Genomic DNA, 15,478 nt, shown 5'->3' with positions numbered 1-15,478 from the left:
GATGAAACGGGAGCGCGCCGCGTGCTGGCCCTGACAGCCCTGACCTTGTCCCATTTCCGCTCGCATTTGCGGGCGGAACTGCGTTTGGACGGGCGTCCCGTGGCCATTCACGGGGACAACGGCGCGGGCAAGACCAATATCCTGGAAGCGGTGTCTCTGTTTTCGCCCGGCCGCGGGTTGCGCCGGGCCAGCGCGGCGGAGATGGCGCGCCAGCCGGAGGCGCTGGGGTGGAAGCTGAAGGGGGAATTGCGGGCGCCCTCGCAGGCCTATGAGGTGGAAACCTGGTCCGAGGGCGGCAATGCCCGGCAGGTGAAGATCGACAATAAATCCGCTAGCCAGATTGCGCTGGGGCAGGTGGCCCGGGTGGTCTGGCTGATCCCGGCGATGGACCGGCTGTGGATCGAGGCGGCCGAAGGGCGGCGGCGCTTTCTCGACCGGATTGCGCTGAGTTTCGAGCCGTCTCATGCCGAGGTCTCGCTGGCCTATGAAAAGGCGATGCGCGAGCGCAACCGGCTGCTGAAGGAGCAGGTGCGCGACGCCGCCTGGTACCGGGTGCTGGAAGACCGGATGGCCGCCGCCGGGCACCGGATCCATGCGGCACGGGTGCAGGCAGTGGATTTGCTGCAGCTGGCGCAGGCGGAGGCGGAAACGGCCTTTCCAGCGGCGGAGCTGGAGTTGCTGCAGTCCGAAGGCAGCATGCCGTCGTCTGAGGCGGATTTCAAAGAAGCCCTGGAGGAAAGCCGGTTCCGGGATCTCGCGGCGGGCCGGACCCTTGTCGGGCCGCACAGAACCGATCTGATCGGCACCTACCAGGCAAAAGGGATCCCGGCCAAAGAGTGCTCAACCGGCGAGCAGAAGGCGCTGCTGGTGTCGCTGATCCTGGCCAACGCGCGGGCGCTGGCGCAGCGGGAAGGCGCGCCGCCGATCCTGCTGCTGGATGAGGTCGCCGCGCATCTGGATGCCGCCCGCCGCGCCGCGCTCTATGACGAGATCTGCACGCTCGGCACCCAGGCCTGGATGACCGGAACCGGGCCGGAGCTGTTTGCCGAATTGGACGGGCGGGCGCAGGTGCTGGAGGTGTCCGACAGCGGCGGCACTTCGGAGGTTCTGCAGAAATGACCGTTTCTCCCTGGGATCTGACCCTCTATGCGGGGGCGCTGCTGATCTTGTTCCTGACTCCCGGCCCGGTGTGGCTGGCGCTGATGGCACGTTCGGTGTCGGGCGGGTTCCAGGCGGCCTGGCCATTGGCGGCGGGGGTGGCTTGCGGCGACATCCTGTGGCCGCTGATCGCCGTGGCCGGCATGTCCTGGGTGGTGTCGGAATTCACCGGCATCATGACCGCGCTGCGCTGGCTGGCCTGCCTTATGTTCCTCGGCATGGGTTATTTGCTGATCCGCCATGCCGGCGAGGCGGTTGAAGAAAACCGGGCACTCACCCGCCCTGGCATTTGGGCGGGGTTCATGGCCGGCATAGCGGCGATCCTGGGCAATCCCAAAGCCATTCTGTTCTACATGGGCGTTCTGCCCGGTTTTTTTGACCTGACGTCCACGTCCTGGACGGATGTTGCCGCGATCGTGACGTTGTCTTTCGTGGTTCCGCTGGCGGGCAATCTTGCATTGGCCGGCATGGTGCACCGGGTGCGGCGTGCGGTGACCTCGACGCGGATCCGGCGGCGCATCAACCTGGTCTCCGGCGGCCTGCTGATCGCGGTGGGGCTTTTGATTCCGGTATTCTAGGCAGGCGGCTGCAGCCAGGCCTTCAGGTAAGGCTCCAGCGTCCGGGCAGGCGGTGCCTCGTTGTTATGCTCCATGCAGAACCAGACGCCCAGCACATGGTTCAGGAAGGCCTGAATGCCTTCTGCCAATAGCTGCGGCGGCGGGCTTTGGCGAATGCTGCCGGCGGCCTGCATGTACTGCAGCCAGCGGGCCAGCAGCGCGACCTGCCGGGTGAAGCTTGCGGTAACCACCTCATCCGGTTCCGCCGCTGTGGTGCCTGAGTAGCGCAGCAGAAGATCGAAAATGACCCGGTCCTGCGCGACATAGTCTAGATGCGGTGCGAGGCGGGCGGTCAGGCCGGGAATATCCGAAGGGGCCCCGGCGGATTCCATCCCGTCGAGCAGCCGCGTCACCTCCTCCCCGATCAGGACTGCCAGCAGCCCGTCCTTGTCCTTGAAATGGGAAAACAGGGTGCCCTTGGCGACGCCGGCCCGGGCAACCACATCTTCGACCCGCAAACCGCTGTAGCCCTGCTCCTGCACGATGGCTGCCGCCACACTTAGCAGTTTTGCCCGGGTTTCCAGCCGCCGCTTCTGGGGTGCGCGTGTCATGTCTGAGCCTCACGGGTTCGTTATTGACCGCGGTCACTTTTGCAATTGACCGCGGTCACTTTTGATTCAATAAAGTGACCAAGGTCAACTTAATGCGTGGAGCCCGAAATGTCTGCCCGGAAAATCCTGATCCTGAACGGCCACCCCGGCCAAGCATCCCTGTCGAAATCGCTGTGCGCCGCCTATCAAGCCGCCGCAGAGGAAAACGGCCATAAAATACGCAGCCATGACATCTCGCAGATGCAGTTCGACATGGATTATGGCCAAAGCGGGTATAAGGATCCCAAGCCGCTGGAACCGGATCTGGCAGCCTTTCTGGAGGATCTGGAGTGGGCAGAGCATGTGGTCATGGCCGCGCCCCTGTGGTGGGGTGCGATTCCTGCCAAGCTGAAGGCAGTCTTTGACCGCGCATTGCTGCCCGGGCGGGCCTTTGACACCCGCAACGCCAATTTCATGGGCCTGCCAGCGCCGATGCTGACAGGAAAGACGGCCCGGGTTCTGCTGACGTCGGACACCCCGGCGCTGCTGCTGCGGCTGTTCTACGGTAACGCAGTGAAGACATTCATCAGCCGCCAGATCCTCGGCTTTGTGGGCATTAAGCCCACCCGCTTCACCACTTTTGCCCCGGCAACAGACGCGCCGGAAACCAAGGTGAAATCCTGGCTTGCGGCGGCTGGCGGGCTGGGGGCCAAGGCGGCCTGATTCTGCCCAGAAAAAAAAGGGCTTGCGCGTGACAATCCCGGCCAGGTTTCGTATAAAATCCCGAAGCAAAGACAGGAAGATGCGAATGTCCGGAAACGAGCAGGCCCCCGCAGAATATGGCGCGGATTCCATCAAGGTTCTCAAAGGGTTGGAGGCGGTTCGCAAACGCCCCGGCATGTATATCGGGGACACCGACGATGGCTCGGGCCTGCACCACATGGTCTATGAAGTCGTGGACAACGGCATCGACGAGGCGCTGGCGGGCCACGCCGACCACGTGACGGTGAAAATCCACGCCGATTCCAGCGTCTCTGTCAGCGACAACGGCCGCGGCATTCCGGTCGGCATCCACGAGGAGGAAGGCGTCTCGGCGGCCGAGGTCATCATGACCCAGCTGCATGCGGGCGGCAAGTTCGACAGCAACTCCTACAAGGTCTCGGGCGGCCTGCACGGCGTGGGTGTTTCGGTGGTGAACGCACTCTCCGATTGGCTGGAACTGCGCATCTGGCGCGACGGCAAGGAGCATATCGCCCGGTTTGAACGCGGCGAGACCGCCAAACATCTGGAAGTGGTCGGCGATTGCGGCGACCGGACCGGCACCGAGGTGCGTTTCCTGGCCTCGACTGACACGTTTTCCAACCTCGAGTACATCTTCGAGACACTGGAAAAGCGCCTGCGGGAACTGGCCTTCCTGAACTCCGGCGTGCGGATCATCCTGATTGACGAGCGCCCGGCCGAGCGGCTGGAGATAGAGCTGTTCTATGAGGGCGGGGTCAAGGAATTCGTCAAATATCTGGACCGCCACAAGACTCCGGTGATGGAAACCCCGGTTTACATCATCGGCGAACGGGACGAGATTGTCGTCGAGATCGCCATGTGGTGGAATGACAGCTATCATGAAACGGTGCTGCCCTTCACCAACAACATCCCGCAGCGCGATGGCGGCACCCATGTGGCGGGCTTCCGCGGCGCGCTGACCCGGACCATCAACAATTACGCGCAGACCTCGGGCATCGCAAAGAAGGAAAAAGTCAGCTTCACCGGCGACGACGCCCGCGAAGGGCTGACTTGCGTGCTGTCGGTGAAAGTGCCGGATCCGAAATTCTCCAGCCAGACCAAGGACAAACTGGTGTCGTCCGAGGTGCGCCCGGTGGTCGAAAGCCTGGTCGGGGAAAAACTGTCAGAGTGGTTTGAGGAAAACCCCGGCCAGGCCAAGCAGATCGTCGGCAAGATCGTCGAGGCCGCGCTGGCCCGCGAGGCCGCCCGCAAAGCCCGCGAACTGACCCGCCGTAAGACCGCGATGGATGTGAATTATCTGGCCGGCAAGCTGAAAGACTGTTCCGAGAAAGACCCCTCCAAGACCGAAGTCTTCCTCGTCGAGGGGGATTCGGCCGGCGGCTCGGCCCAGACCGGCCGGGACCGGCAGACGCAGGCGATCCTGCCGCTGAAAGGCAAGATCCTGAACGTGGAGCGCGCCCGCTTTGACCGGATGCTGGGCAGTCAGGAGATCGGCAACCTGGTGATGGCGCTGGGCACCGGCATCGGCCGCGACGAGTTCAATATCGAAAAACTGCGCTACCACAAGATTGTCATCATGACCGATGCGGACGTCGACGGCGCCCATATCCGCACCCTGCTGCTGACCTTCTTCTACCGGCAGATGCCGGAGCTGATCGAAGGCGGCTACCTCTATATTGCGCAGCCGCCGCTCTATAAGGTCAGCCGCGGCAAATCCGAGGTCTATCTGAAGGATCAGGCCGCTATGGATGACTACCTGGTCAACCAGGGGGTCGAGGGCGCGGTGCTCAAGCTGGGAACGGGCGAAGAGCTGACCGGCCAGGATCTGAAACGCGTGGTTGACGAGGCGCGCCAGCTGAAACGGGTTCTGGATGCCTTCCCGACCCATTACCCGCGCCACATTCTGGAGCAGGCCGCCGTGGCAGGCGCCTTTGTCCCCGGTGCGGTGGATTCCGATCTGCAGGGCGTCGCCGACAAGGTTGCGGCGCGGCTGGACGCCATTGCGCTGGAATATGAGCGCGGCTGGCAGGGCCGGATCACCCAGGATCACGGCATCCGCCTGGCCCGCATCCTGCGCGGCGTCGAGGAAGTGCGCACCCTGGACGGCCCGATGCTGCGCTCCGGCGAGGCGCGCAAGACCGGCAGCTTCACCCAAAGCCTGCAGGAAGTCTACGGCACCACTGCCCAGCTGCACCGCCGCGACCGCAGCCAGATTATCCACGGGCCGCTGGAGCTTCTGAAAGCGATCCTGGAGGAAGGCGAAAAGGGTCTTTCGCTTCAGCGCTACAAAGGTCTCGGCGAAATGAACCCGGACCAGCTGTGGGAAACTACGCTGGATCCTGATGCCCGCACCCTGCTGCAGGTGCGGATCGACGATATGGTCGAGGCGGATGACCTGTTCACCAAACTGATGGGCGATGTCGTCGAACCCCGCCGCGAGTTTATCCAGAAGAACGCGCTCAGCGTCGAAAACCTGGATTTCTGATCGCTTGTAGGGAAGCGGATATTTCTTCGCGGCGCGCATAGTTTTTCGCGCTGCGAGAGGCCCAAAATCTAAAATAATTGTTTATTATTAGTAGATTGTAGAGAAAAATGCTCTCCAGCACCGTGTCGGGCAGGATTACCCCGCGTCAGTGTTTTAGTTAGGTCTTGGAACTTCGTGCTTGCGCCCTGATTATTCTCAATTTTGCCATTGCCCATGAAGGGCAACGGAAGACGGTTCCAGCAAAACTCCAACGCTCGATGCGGGGGGGAGAGAGAGGACAACGAAAACGGCGGAGAGCAGATGGGGTGGACGACTCCCGCTCCCGGCGTAGCAATGCGCCATAAAGCAGGTGTCAGAATCTGCGATAGAGAGGAGTCAGCCCATGAAAGTTTCCACCGCGGTTTGGATTTGGCCAAGTCCATCTTTCATGTGCACGGTGTCACGGAGGACGGAGACACTGCGTTCAACCGCGGGCTCAGGTGTTGACATTCTTTCAGCGTATTGAGCCGTGGCTTGTAGGCTTGTATGTTACCGCTTCGACCGCGAGTATGCAGTGCTGCGGTCGAACAGCACCATTGGCGGTGACTTCTGGAGGCTCCAGGGCAATGGCGCGGAGTGGTGAAAAAAATTGCGCGCAAAGTACGCGCAAGTCATTGCCCGGTAACACCACAGACGAAAAAATAAGCGGACACCTACAGACGCTTCGCTTGAGATCTGCGGTGCATTGCTACCTGCTGAATTTTGAGTTGTTGTGCCCCGATGCCCATCATTGATGGGGCCAACCACCATCAGCACGGGTATTTCCCTGTGAACAGCGTTCTCGGCTTCTCTCGCTGACGCTGCTGTAATTTTTAACTGCCGAGGGCCACATTGAGCCTCGTTGCCACGGTGGCTGCAGTCGGTAGGTAACTACGTTTTCCGGAAGAAAACACCTGGCGTTCGGCTGGGTGGATTACGGGATTACTCTACGCGCCAAGGCAGCGCTCAGACATGGTGGCGAACATGCCCGAACACGGCGCAACCGCCGAAAAGATCTGGAAACTTCCTGCAGGCACCGTTCCCGGCTGGGCCGGCTCCCATGCGGTGAATCAGAGCCGCGCTCCGAAGGACGGCAAAATCCACTGCTGCTGGGGGCAGGTGAACAACAATATGCAGGCCGCCCCCAACATGATACAGGAAGGGCCGCCGGGTTCCCGCAATCCCGACAACTTCATCGTGGTGCCGAATGCTTAGCCGCCGCTGATCCCGCACAAGACCGACAACTACAAGGTCGATCGCAACTCCAACAAATGCCTGACCTGCCACAGCCGCACCACGGGGGAGGACAGCCATACGCCGATGATCCCGGTCACCCATTTCATGAACCGCGAGGGCCGGACACTCGGCGCGGTCAGCCCGCGGCGCTATTTCTGCACCCAGTGCCATGTGGTGCAGACCAATGCGCGGCCGCTGGTCGAAAATGAGTTTGTCGATGTCGACATGCTGCTGGACTACGTGCATTCGAAACAGGACGGGGCTGACTGATGTAGAGTTTCATCAAACGCGCCTGGTGGATCATCACCCGCCAGTCCAAGCGCGGCAGATGCCCATGAGCGGTTCCTGTTCACCGGTGAAAAGACCTGCATAAACTGCCACAAGGGCATCGCCCACCAGCTGCCTGGCATGGCCGCAGCCGAAGGCAAAGACCACGCAGGCGCGTGGCCGCCGCTGGCGGGGCGGGCAGCCGCACACCGCACGGCCGCGCCCGCGCGGCCGTTTCGAAGGGCTGATTTCGCGCCGCAGGCTTACAGCGGGATGCTGCCCAGATGATCCGCACCGCGCGCGCGGGCCAGCTTCATCTGCTTCTGCCGCTCGCGGAACCGTGCCTTGTCCTCGTCCGAGGTCCGATCGATGCACAGGTGGCAGGACACGCCCTGTTCAAACCCGGGGCGGGCCTTGTCTTCCGGCAGGATCGGGCGGCGGCAGCCGTGGCACAGCTCATGCGGGCCTTCCACCAGCCCGTGGCCGACCGACACCCGGTTGTCGAAGACAAAGCATTCGCCGTCCCAGGTGCTGTTCTCCGCCGGCACTTCCTCCAGATAGCGCAGGATGCCGCCCTTCAGGTGGTAGACATCCTCCACCCCTTGGCCCAGCAGGTAATTGGTCGATTTCTCGCAGCGGATGCCGCCGGTGCAGAACATGGCCACGCGTTTGTTATGAAAACGCGCCTTGTTTTCTTCCCACCAGGCCGGGAATTCGCGGAAGCTTTCGGTCTTGGGGTCGATCGCGCCCTCGAAGGTGCCGATCGCCACTTCGTAGTCATTGCGGGTGTCGATCAGGACCACATCATCCTGCCGGATCAGATCGTTCCACTCCTCCGGCTCGACGTAATGCCCGACGGAGGCCCGCGGGTTCACGTCCGGCTGACCCATGGTCACGATCTCTTTCTTCAGCCGCACCTTCATCCTGCCGAACGGCGGCTCGGCGGCGGTGGCTTCTTTCCACTCCAGATCCGCACAGCCGGGCAGCGACCTGATATGCGCCAGCGCCGCATCGATTCCGGCCCGCGGGCCGGCAATGGTGCCATTGATCCCTTCCTGCGCCAGCAGCAGCGAGCCTTTGACGTCCTGAGCCTGGCACAGCTCCAAAAGCGCCGGGCGGATCGCGGCGGGATCGGGGAAACGGGTGAAGTGATAGAGGGCAGCAATCGTGTACATGCCCCGGCCTTAGAACCATGGCGCGCGGTTTTCAAGAGAAAGAACCCCCTCCGCGGCGCCAATAAAATAAGGGCTTTGGATATATGTTTTCCGCGGCACCGGGCGGCCGTCGGCCAGCAGGAGTTCCCAAGACGCAGCTGTATCGCTACAAATTGTGCAAGCCAGCAAAGGAGTTGCCGATGACCGAGGCCCTGATCGTTGTCGATGTGCAGAATGATTTCTGCCCCGGAGGCGCACTGGCGGTGCCCGGCGGGGACGAGGTAACGGCCCCCATCAATGCGATGATGGACCGGTTCGACGCCGTGATCCTGACCCAGGACTGGCACCCGGCGGGGCATTCCTCCTTTGCCTCGTCGCATCCGGGAAAGGCCCCGTTCGACACGGTGGAGATGCCCTATGGCCCACAGGTTCTGTGGCCGGATCACTGCGTGCAGGGCAGCAAGGGGTCGGAATTTCACCAGGATCTGCGCACCGGCGGCGACCTGATCATCCGCAAGGGCTTCCGGCCGGGAATCGACAGCTACTCGGGGTTCTTCGAGAACGACCAGACCACCCCGACCGGGCTGGAGGGGTACTTGCGCAGCCGTGGCATCACGGCGCTGACCCTGGCCGGGCTGGCCACAGATTTTTGCGTTGCCTTCACTGCCCTGGATGCGGCGCGGCTTGGCTTTTCCGTCACGGTTGAACTGGCGGCCTGCCGCGCCATCGATCTGGATGGATCGCTGCAGACAGCACTGGAGGGAATGGCGAGTGAAGGTGTGAACCTGCAGCCTTGAGGGGAGTGGAAAAATATTAACAAACGTGTTGCTATGCTGCCCGGGCACCCGGACAGACGCCAAGGCTGATTGATGGACACTTCGGACTGGGCCGGCAATGGACCGCTGGCCAACTTCAACAGGCGATACGGTTCGCTTGAGCTGCTGCTGCGCTATTGCCGCGGCCATGTCCGGGCGTTCCGGGCCCGTCTGCTGTTCATGACCTTTGCCTTCGCCGTTCTTGGCCTGGCCGTGCCGCCGGTTTACGCATTGCTGGCTTTTGCGCTTGCCGTTGCCGGGGATGTTGCCGACTGCCTCCTGCTGCGCCGGGCGGATCATCTGGTCCGCCGCGGGATGGGCGAGGGGGGCTGCGGCGGCTGACAGCGCTGACCGCCTTTTTGCACGCCTTGGCGCTTGGCGCGGCGGCGTCGGTTCCGTTCTGGGGCGAAACGCAGGCACCGCTGTCGCACGCGCACTATGAACCGCTGTATACTATCTGCCTGCTGACCGGGATGGCGATCAATGCCGGGCTGGTGCTGCCGTATCACCCGCTTGCGGTCACTGCCAGACTTGTCACCTATGCTGTGCTGCCGGTTGTCTTTCTGGCAGTGGAGATCGTTGAAACCCCGGTCATGGCGCCAGTGTATTCGCTGCATCTGGCCGGGCTGCTTGCGCTTATTGCCTCGTTTATCTGGTTTCTGACCCATGTCATGCGCAATTTCAGCCGGAACCGCAGCGTCCTGCTGGCCCAGGCCCTCCAGCAGGAGGAACTGGAAGCCGCCTATGTCCGGCTTTCCGATCAGAAAATGGAGGCCAAGCGCCTGGCGCTGGTCGCCAAAAATGCCAACGACAGCGTGATGCTGATGGACCGCGACGGGCGCATCACCTGGGTGAACGACAGTTTCACCCGCATCTCCGGTTACAGCTTTGACGAGGCGCGGGGCCAGTTTCCCGGCGATCTGCTGAAATGCGATGAGACCGATCCTGCGACGGTCCAGCTGCTGCAAGACAGCCTGCGTCATGCGCGGCCTGTGCGGGTGGAGGTCCGCAACCGCTGCAAGGACGGGCGGCGGGTCTGGATCGAGACCAACCAGGTGCCGATGCTGAATGCGGCCGGCGATCTGGAAACCCAGATCGCGGTGGAGCGCGACATCACCGCGGCCAAGGAGCATGCTCAGCAATTGGAGCAGGCCCGTGCCGCTGCCGAGGAAGGCGCCCGCGCCAAGGCCGACTTCCTGGCCACGATGAGTCACGAAATCCGCACCCCGATGAACGGGGTGATCGGCATGGCGCAGCTGTTGCGCGAGAGCAGCCTGACCGAAGAGCAGGCCCTGTACGCCGACACCATCCTCAGTTCGGCGGATACCCTGCTGGCGCTGATCAATGATGTCCTCGATTTTTCGCAAATGGATGCCGGGGAGCTGAACCTCAGCCAGGTCAACTTTGATCCGCACGCCTGCTTTGAAGAAACGATCCGCCTGCTGCAGGCCCAGGCAGACGCCAAGGGGCTGGAGCTGGTTCTGAAAATCACGGGCCGCGTGCCCTGCCGGCTATGCGGGGATGACCGGCGGATCCGGCAGATTCTGATGAACCTCACCGGCAATGCGATCAAGTTCACGGAACAGGGCCGTGTGGTGGTGACGCTGGATGCCGAACCGGCGGCATCGGGGGCCGGCTACGATCTGGTGTTCTCGGTGGCAGATACCGGAATTGGCATCGCCGCAGAAAAGCTTGGCAAGGTGTTTGAGCGGTTTTCCCAGGCGGATGCCGCGATCAGCCGCCGCTTTGGCGGCACCGGGCTTGGGCTGGCCATTTCCCGCCGCTTGGCGGAAGCAATGGACGGCAGCATCGCGGCCGCGTCGGAACCGGGCCTGGGATCCTGTTTCACGGTGCGGCTGGGGTTGCAAACGCCTCTGGCGGAACCTGTAAAAACGCCCGCTGCACCGGCCTGTCCGGATGGGTCCGCGGCACTGGAGGGGCTGCGGGTTCTGGTGGCCGAGGACAACGCGGTGAACCGGGTGCTGATAGAAAAGTTCCTGCAATCCACCCCGGTGGCGCTGGCCTTTGCCAAGGATGGCCGCGAGGCCGTGGCGCGTTTTGAAGACTTTGCGCCGGATGTCATTCTGATGGATATGTCGATGCCGCAGATGGACGGGCTGGAAGCCACCCGGGCGATCCGTGCCGGGGCCCTGCCGCAGCCGGCCATCGTGGCCCTGACCGCCAACGCATTCGAGTCCGACCGCAAGGCCTGCCTGGATGCCGGCATGGATGACTTTATGAGCAAGCCGATCAGCCGGAGTGCGCTTCTGGACGTGCTGGGCCAGGTGGCCCAGCAGGCGCAAGCCCGCCGCGCGGGTTGATTTCCTTGCCCCTGCAGTCGGGCTAATCTATCAATCAGTGACCCTTATGATCGAGGCTGCCGGTGGATATTGCAACCCGCGTTTACAATCACAAATGGAAGATCGATCCGATCGTCCGGTCTCTGATTGATACCGACTTCTACAAGCTTCTGATGTGCCAGTCAGTGTTCCGCAACAAGCCGGACACCACGGTGACATTCTCGCTGATCAATCGCTCCGCCCATGTGCCGCTGGCCCGGCTGATCGACGAGGGCGAGCTGCGCGAGCAGCTGGATCACATCCGCTCGCTGTCGCTCAGCCGCGGCGAAAGCACCTGGCTGCGCGGCAATACGTTTTATGGCAAGCGGCAGATGTTCCGCCCCGATTTCATGGAATGGTTCGAGGGGCTGCGCCTGCCGCCCTACCATCTGGAACGGAAGGGCGACCAGTATGAGCTGACCTTCGAGGGCAAATGGCACGAGGTGATGCTGTGGGAAATCCCGGCGCTGGCAGTGCTGATGGAACTGCGCAGCCGTGCGGTGATCAACAGCATGGGCCGGTTTGAACTTCAGGTGCTCTATGCCCGCGCCATGACCAAGGTCTGGGAAAAAATCGAACGCCTGCGCGGCATCGGCGGGCTGACGATTGCCGATTTCGGCACCCGCCGCCGCCATTCCTTCCTGTGGCAGGACTGGTGCGTGCAGGCGATGCACGAGGGGCTGGGGGGCAAGTTCACCGGCACCTCCAACTGCCTGATCGCCATGCACCGCGAGGTGGAGGCGATCGGCACCAACGCGCATGAGCTGCCGATGGTCTATTCGGCACTGGCAGACAGCGACGCGGCGCTGGCCCGGGCGCCCTATGACGTGCTGTCCGACTGGCATGACGAGCACGAGGGCAACCTGCGCATCATCCTGCCGGATACCTATGGCACCCAAGGTTTCCTGGACCGCGCCCCGGACTGGCTGGCCGGCTGGACCGGCATCCGCATCGACAGCGGCGACCCGGCCAAGGGCGCGGAGGTGGCGATCAACTGGTGGCAGCAGCGGGGCGAGGATCCGGCGGACAAACGGGTGATTTTCTCGGATGGCCTCGATGTGCAGCAGATCGCCGACCTGCACGCCCGGTTTTCCTCCCGCACCAAGGTCTCCTTCGGCTGGGGGACGCTGCTGACCAATGATTTCCGCGGCCTTGTCCCCGGCGACGCGCTGGCGCCGTTCTCGCTGGTCTGCAAGGCGGTTGCCGCCAATGGCCGCCCCACGGTGAAACTCTCCGACAACCCGGAAAAAGCGATGGGACCGGCGGCAGAAATCGCGCGCTACAAGCGGGTGTTCGGCGTTGGCGATCAAGAGCGGCAGGCGGTAATCGTTTGATAAGACTTTGCCAGTCTTGCGGCGGGTTTCAGGCAAGGCGGTACAATTAGTGGCAGAACCTCTGCCCCAATGTTTCGCGCGCGAAACATTGGGTAATAGTTGCTGACCTGAATGCCGGCCCTAGCCGTGATGCGCCGCAACGGTTTTAAGCTGCGAAAATCCGTACAGCGCCTCAAACCCCTTTTCCCGCCCGTGGCCGGATTTTCCGACCCCGCCGAAAGGCAGTTCCACGCCGCCGCCGGCGCCGTAATTGTTGAGGAATACCTGCCCCGCGCGCAGGCGTTTCGCCAGCCGCATCTGCCGCGCACCGTCACGGGTCCAGACGCTGGCGACCAGCCCGTAATCGGTCGCGTTGGCGATCCGCAGCGCGTCTTCCTCCGTGTCAAAGGGGATCAGCACCTGAACCGGGCCAAAGATCTCCTCCCGTGCCAGCACATGGTCTTCCGGCACGTCGGCAAACAGGGTGGGGCGCACATAGGCGCCGGTCTTTGGCGCCTGCGGAACGATGCTGCCTTGCGCCGCCACCAGCAGGTCTGCGCCCTGCTCCAGATAACCCTCGACAATCTGCTTTTGCCGGGCAGAGATCAGCGGTCCTAGCCGCAAGTCCGCGACTGCCGGCCCCACGGTCAGCGCGCCATAGGCCGCTGCCATCCGCGCCTTCACCTCGTCATAGACCCCGCGCTGCACCAGAATGCGGGAGGAGGCCGAACAGGTCTGGCCCGCATTCTGAATGCCCGCGTTCACCAGAAATGGCAGCGCCGCATCCAGATCGGCATCGTCAAACACCAGCTGCGGGGATTTCCCGCCCAGTTCCAGCGTCACCGGAACCACATTGGCGCCCGCCGCCTGCTGCACCAGCGCCCCGGTCCTGACCGAGCCGGTAAAGGAGATGTGCTGCACAGCGGGATGCCCCGCCAGCGCTGCGCCGGCGTCCCGTCCCAGACCCGGCACCACATTCAGCGCCCCGGCGGGCAGCCCGGCCTCCATCGCGATATGAGCAAAAGCCAGCGCCGTGAGGCAGGCCTCTTCGGCGGGTTTCAGCACGCAGGCATTGCCCATCGCCAGCGCCGCCCCGACCGAACGTCCGATGATCTGCATCGGGTAATTCCAGGGCACGATATGGCCGGTCACCCCATGCGGCTCGCGCAGGGTATAAACGGTGTAGCCGTCGAGATAGGGAATGGTCTCCCCCGTCACCTTGTCCGCCGCGCCGCCGTAGAACTCGCAGTAGCGCGCCAATGCCACCGCATCGGCACGGGCCTGGGCCAGCGGCTTGCCCACATCCATCGCCTCCAGCGCGGCCAGCAGTTCCACCCGCTCCAGCACAAACCGGCCGATCCGGGTCAGGATGCGGCCCCGCTCCAAAGCGGTCATGCGGCCCCATTCACCGTCCAGCGCCGCCTCTGCCGCTTGCACGGCGGCATTTATGTCGGCCTCTCTGCCCCGGGCAATCCTGCAGATTTCGCTGCCATCCGACGGGTTTGCCAACGGCAGGGTCCCGCCGCTGGCGGCAGGCCGCCACTTCCCACCGATGAGGCAGTGTGCGGGATCAAACCAGAGAGGGTCAGACATGCTGCGGGCTCCTTTCGGTATCGGTCAGCTCCGGCAGCACCGGGGCTGCGGCAATCAGCTGCCGGGTATAGGGATGCTGCGGATTGGAGAACACATCCTCGGTCCTGCCTTGTTCGACGATCTCTCCCTGCTGCATCACCAGGCAGCGGTCGGTGATCGTCCGCACCACGCTCAGGTCGTGGCTGATGAACAGATAGGTGAGGCTGTAGGCCTCGCAAAGCTCCGCCAGCAGGTCGAGGATGCGGGCGCGGACTGAAACATCCAGCGCCGAGACAGCTTCGTCAAAGATGATCAGCTCCGGCCGTGTGATCAGCGCGCGGGCAATGGCGATGCGCTGGCGCTGGCCGCCGGAGAACTGGTGGATGTATTTGCCGCCATCTTCAGGCTTTAGCCCGACGGCGGAGAGGGTTTCGGAAATAAGCCCGGCGCGCGCCGCCCCGGTCGGCGGATCGGACAGCGCGTAAAAAGGTTCGGTGATCAGCCGCTCCACCTTATGGCGCGGGTTGAAGCTGCCATAGGGGTCCTGGAACACCACCTGCATCTTGCGCCGGACCGTTGGACCGGGGTGAGTCGCGACGAGTTCTCCATCAAGGCGAATCTCCCCGTCCTGCAATGGTTCCAGCCCCAGAATCGCCCGTGTCAGGGTCGATTTTCCGCAGCCCGACTCACCCACCAGCCCCAGCCTCTCCCCCCGGTTCAGGGTAAAGGAGACATCGTTCACCGCCCGGAATGTGCCGGGCCTGGCAAACAGCGATTCGCGCGGGGTTTTGTAGTCGCGGACTGCATTCCTGACCTCCAGCAGCGGCGCCGGGGCAGGCGGGTCCGGCAGCGCCACCTGATGGTTTGAAGCGGCAAACAGCATCCGCGTGTAGGGATGGCGCATGTTGCGCAAAAGCCAGCTGGTGCGGCCGGTCTCCACCACCTCGCCGTGGCGCATGACGACGATCCGGTCGGCCAGATCCGCAACGACGGCCAGATCATGGGTGATGATCAGCAGCCCCATGCCATAGTCCTGCACAAGATCCTTCAGCAGGTCGAGGATCTGCGCCTGGGTGGTGACATCCAGCGCGGTGGTCGGCTCATCCGCAATCAGCAGCTTGGGGCGCAGGGCGATGGCCATGGCGATCACCACCCGCTGCCGCTGGCCGCCCGACAGTTCATGCGGATAGCGCGTGAGGGGGAACCGGTCCGCCGGCAGGCCCACCCGCTGCA

15 protein-coding genes are annotated in these 15,478 nt (G+C 63.2%); 11 read left to right on the top strand and 4 right to left on the bottom strand.

Annotated features, from left to right (window positions below):
• The first annotated feature begins 21 nt into the window (after positions 1-21).
• Together recF and VOI29_RS00315 are read left to right on the top strand one after the other, a co-directional pair.
• Positions 22-1,119: a DNA replication/repair protein RecF gene (gene recF, locus VOI29_RS00320; protein ID WP_323775469.1), complete on the top strand. Its 1,098-nt coding sequence runs from the start codon at positions 22-24 to the stop codon at positions 1,117-1,119.
• The gene (locus tag VOI29_RS00315) at positions 1,116-1,736 is read left to right on the top strand and encodes a LysE family translocator (RefSeq protein WP_323775468.1); all 621 of its coding nucleotides are present in this window, start codon (positions 1,116-1,118) and stop codon (positions 1,734-1,736) included. Before recF ends, VOI29_RS00315 begins: the two co-directional genes overlap by 4 nt.
• Here VOI29_RS00315 and VOI29_RS00310 read toward each other — a convergent pair.
• The gene (locus tag VOI29_RS00310; protein WP_323775467.1) at positions 1,733-2,326 is read right to left on the bottom strand and encodes a TetR/AcrR family transcriptional regulator; all 594 of its coding nucleotides are present in this window, start codon (positions 2,324-2,326) and stop codon (positions 1,733-1,735) included. The two genes, VOI29_RS00315 and VOI29_RS00310, sit on opposite strands and share 4 nt — an antisense overlap.
• A 108-nt stretch (positions 2,327-2,434) precedes the next feature.
• Here VOI29_RS00310 and VOI29_RS00305 point away from each other — a divergent pair, with 108 nt between their 5' ends.
• The 5 genes from VOI29_RS00305 (at position 2,435) to VOI29_RS00285 (ending at position 7,340) form a co-directional block, all read left to right on the top strand.
• Entirely contained in the window at positions 2,435-3,028 is a 594-nt protein-coding gene (locus tag VOI29_RS00305; protein WP_323775466.1) for an NAD(P)H-dependent oxidoreductase, read from the top strand.
• Between the two features lie 85 nt (positions 3,029-3,113).
• Positions 3,114-5,531, top strand: coding sequence for a DNA topoisomerase (ATP-hydrolyzing) subunit B (gene gyrB, locus VOI29_RS00300; RefSeq protein WP_323775465.1), 2,418 nt, complete (start codon positions 3,114-3,116; stop codon positions 5,529-5,531).
• 990 nt (positions 5,532-6,521) lie between these two features.
• Complete coding sequence (locus tag VOI29_RS00295; protein WP_323775464.1) at positions 6,522-6,764, top strand: hypothetical protein; 243 nt, start codon at positions 6,522-6,524, stop codon at positions 6,762-6,764.
• A gap of 6 nt (positions 6,765-6,770) precedes the next feature.
• Positions 6,771-7,055, top strand: coding sequence for a nitrate reductase cytochrome c-type subunit (locus VOI29_RS00290; RefSeq protein ID WP_323775508.1), 285 nt, complete (start codon positions 6,771-6,773; stop codon positions 7,053-7,055).
• 75 nt (positions 7,056-7,130) lie between these two features.
• Positions 7,131-7,340, top strand: coding sequence for a NapC/NirT family cytochrome c (locus tag VOI29_RS00285; RefSeq protein WP_323775507.1), 210 nt, complete (start codon positions 7,131-7,133; stop codon positions 7,338-7,340).
• On the opposite strand, the gene VOI29_RS00280 is transcribed toward VOI29_RS00285, so the two are convergent.
• The gene (locus tag VOI29_RS00280; RefSeq protein WP_323775463.1) at positions 7,316-8,227 is read right to left on the bottom strand and encodes a rhodanese-related sulfurtransferase; all 912 of its coding nucleotides are present in this window, start codon (positions 8,225-8,227) and stop codon (positions 7,316-7,318) included. The genes VOI29_RS00285 and VOI29_RS00280 overlap by 25 nt on opposite strands.
• Positions 8,228-8,406: 179 nt before the next feature.
• On the opposite strand from VOI29_RS00280, the gene pncA reads away from it, so the two are divergent.
• The 4 genes from pncA to pncB all read left to right on the top strand — a co-directional run bounded on the left by pncA (position 8,407) and on the right by pncB (position 12,694).
• On the top strand, positions 8,407-9,003 hold the full coding sequence (gene pncA / locus VOI29_RS00275; protein WP_323775462.1) for a bifunctional nicotinamidase/pyrazinamidase: 597 nt from the start codon (positions 8,407-8,409) through the stop codon (positions 9,001-9,003).
• Between the two features lie 72 nt (positions 9,004-9,075).
• Positions 9,076-9,363: a hypothetical protein gene (locus tag VOI29_RS00270; protein WP_323775461.1), complete on the top strand. Its 288-nt coding sequence runs from the start codon at positions 9,076-9,078 to the stop codon at positions 9,361-9,363.
• A 26-nt stretch (positions 9,364-9,389) separates the two neighbouring features.
• Positions 9,390-11,342 (top strand): PAS domain-containing hybrid sensor histidine kinase/response regulator, encoded by a 1,953-nt coding sequence (locus VOI29_RS00265; RefSeq protein ID WP_323775460.1) that lies wholly within the window; start codon positions 9,390-9,392, stop codon positions 11,340-11,342.
• Positions 11,343-11,404: 62 nt separating this feature from the next.
• Complete coding sequence (gene pncB, locus VOI29_RS00260; protein ID WP_323775459.1) at positions 11,405-12,694, top strand: nicotinate phosphoribosyltransferase; 1,290 nt, start codon at positions 11,405-11,407, stop codon at positions 12,692-12,694.
• A 120-nt stretch (positions 12,695-12,814) separates the two neighbouring features.
• Here the strand turns inward: pncB and VOI29_RS00255 are convergent, their stop codons facing one another.
• Positions 12,815-14,266: an aldehyde dehydrogenase family protein gene (locus tag VOI29_RS00255; protein WP_323775458.1), complete on the bottom strand. Its 1,452-nt coding sequence runs from the start codon at positions 14,264-14,266 to the stop codon at positions 12,815-12,817.
• Positions 14,259-15,478: ABC transporter ATP-binding protein (locus VOI29_RS00250; protein ID WP_323775457.1), on the bottom strand; the 1,220-nt coding region annotated here is incomplete at its 5' end. The genes VOI29_RS00255 and VOI29_RS00250, both read right to left, overlap by 8 nt.

The sequence above is a fragment of the Leisingera sp. genome, assembly GCF_034669605.1.
Taxonomy (GTDB): Bacteria; Pseudomonadota; Alphaproteobacteria; order Rhodobacterales; family Rhodobacteraceae; genus Leisingera.
Note: the sequence above shows the minus strand (reverse complement) of the source record. Positions and strands in the feature narration are given on the sequence as shown.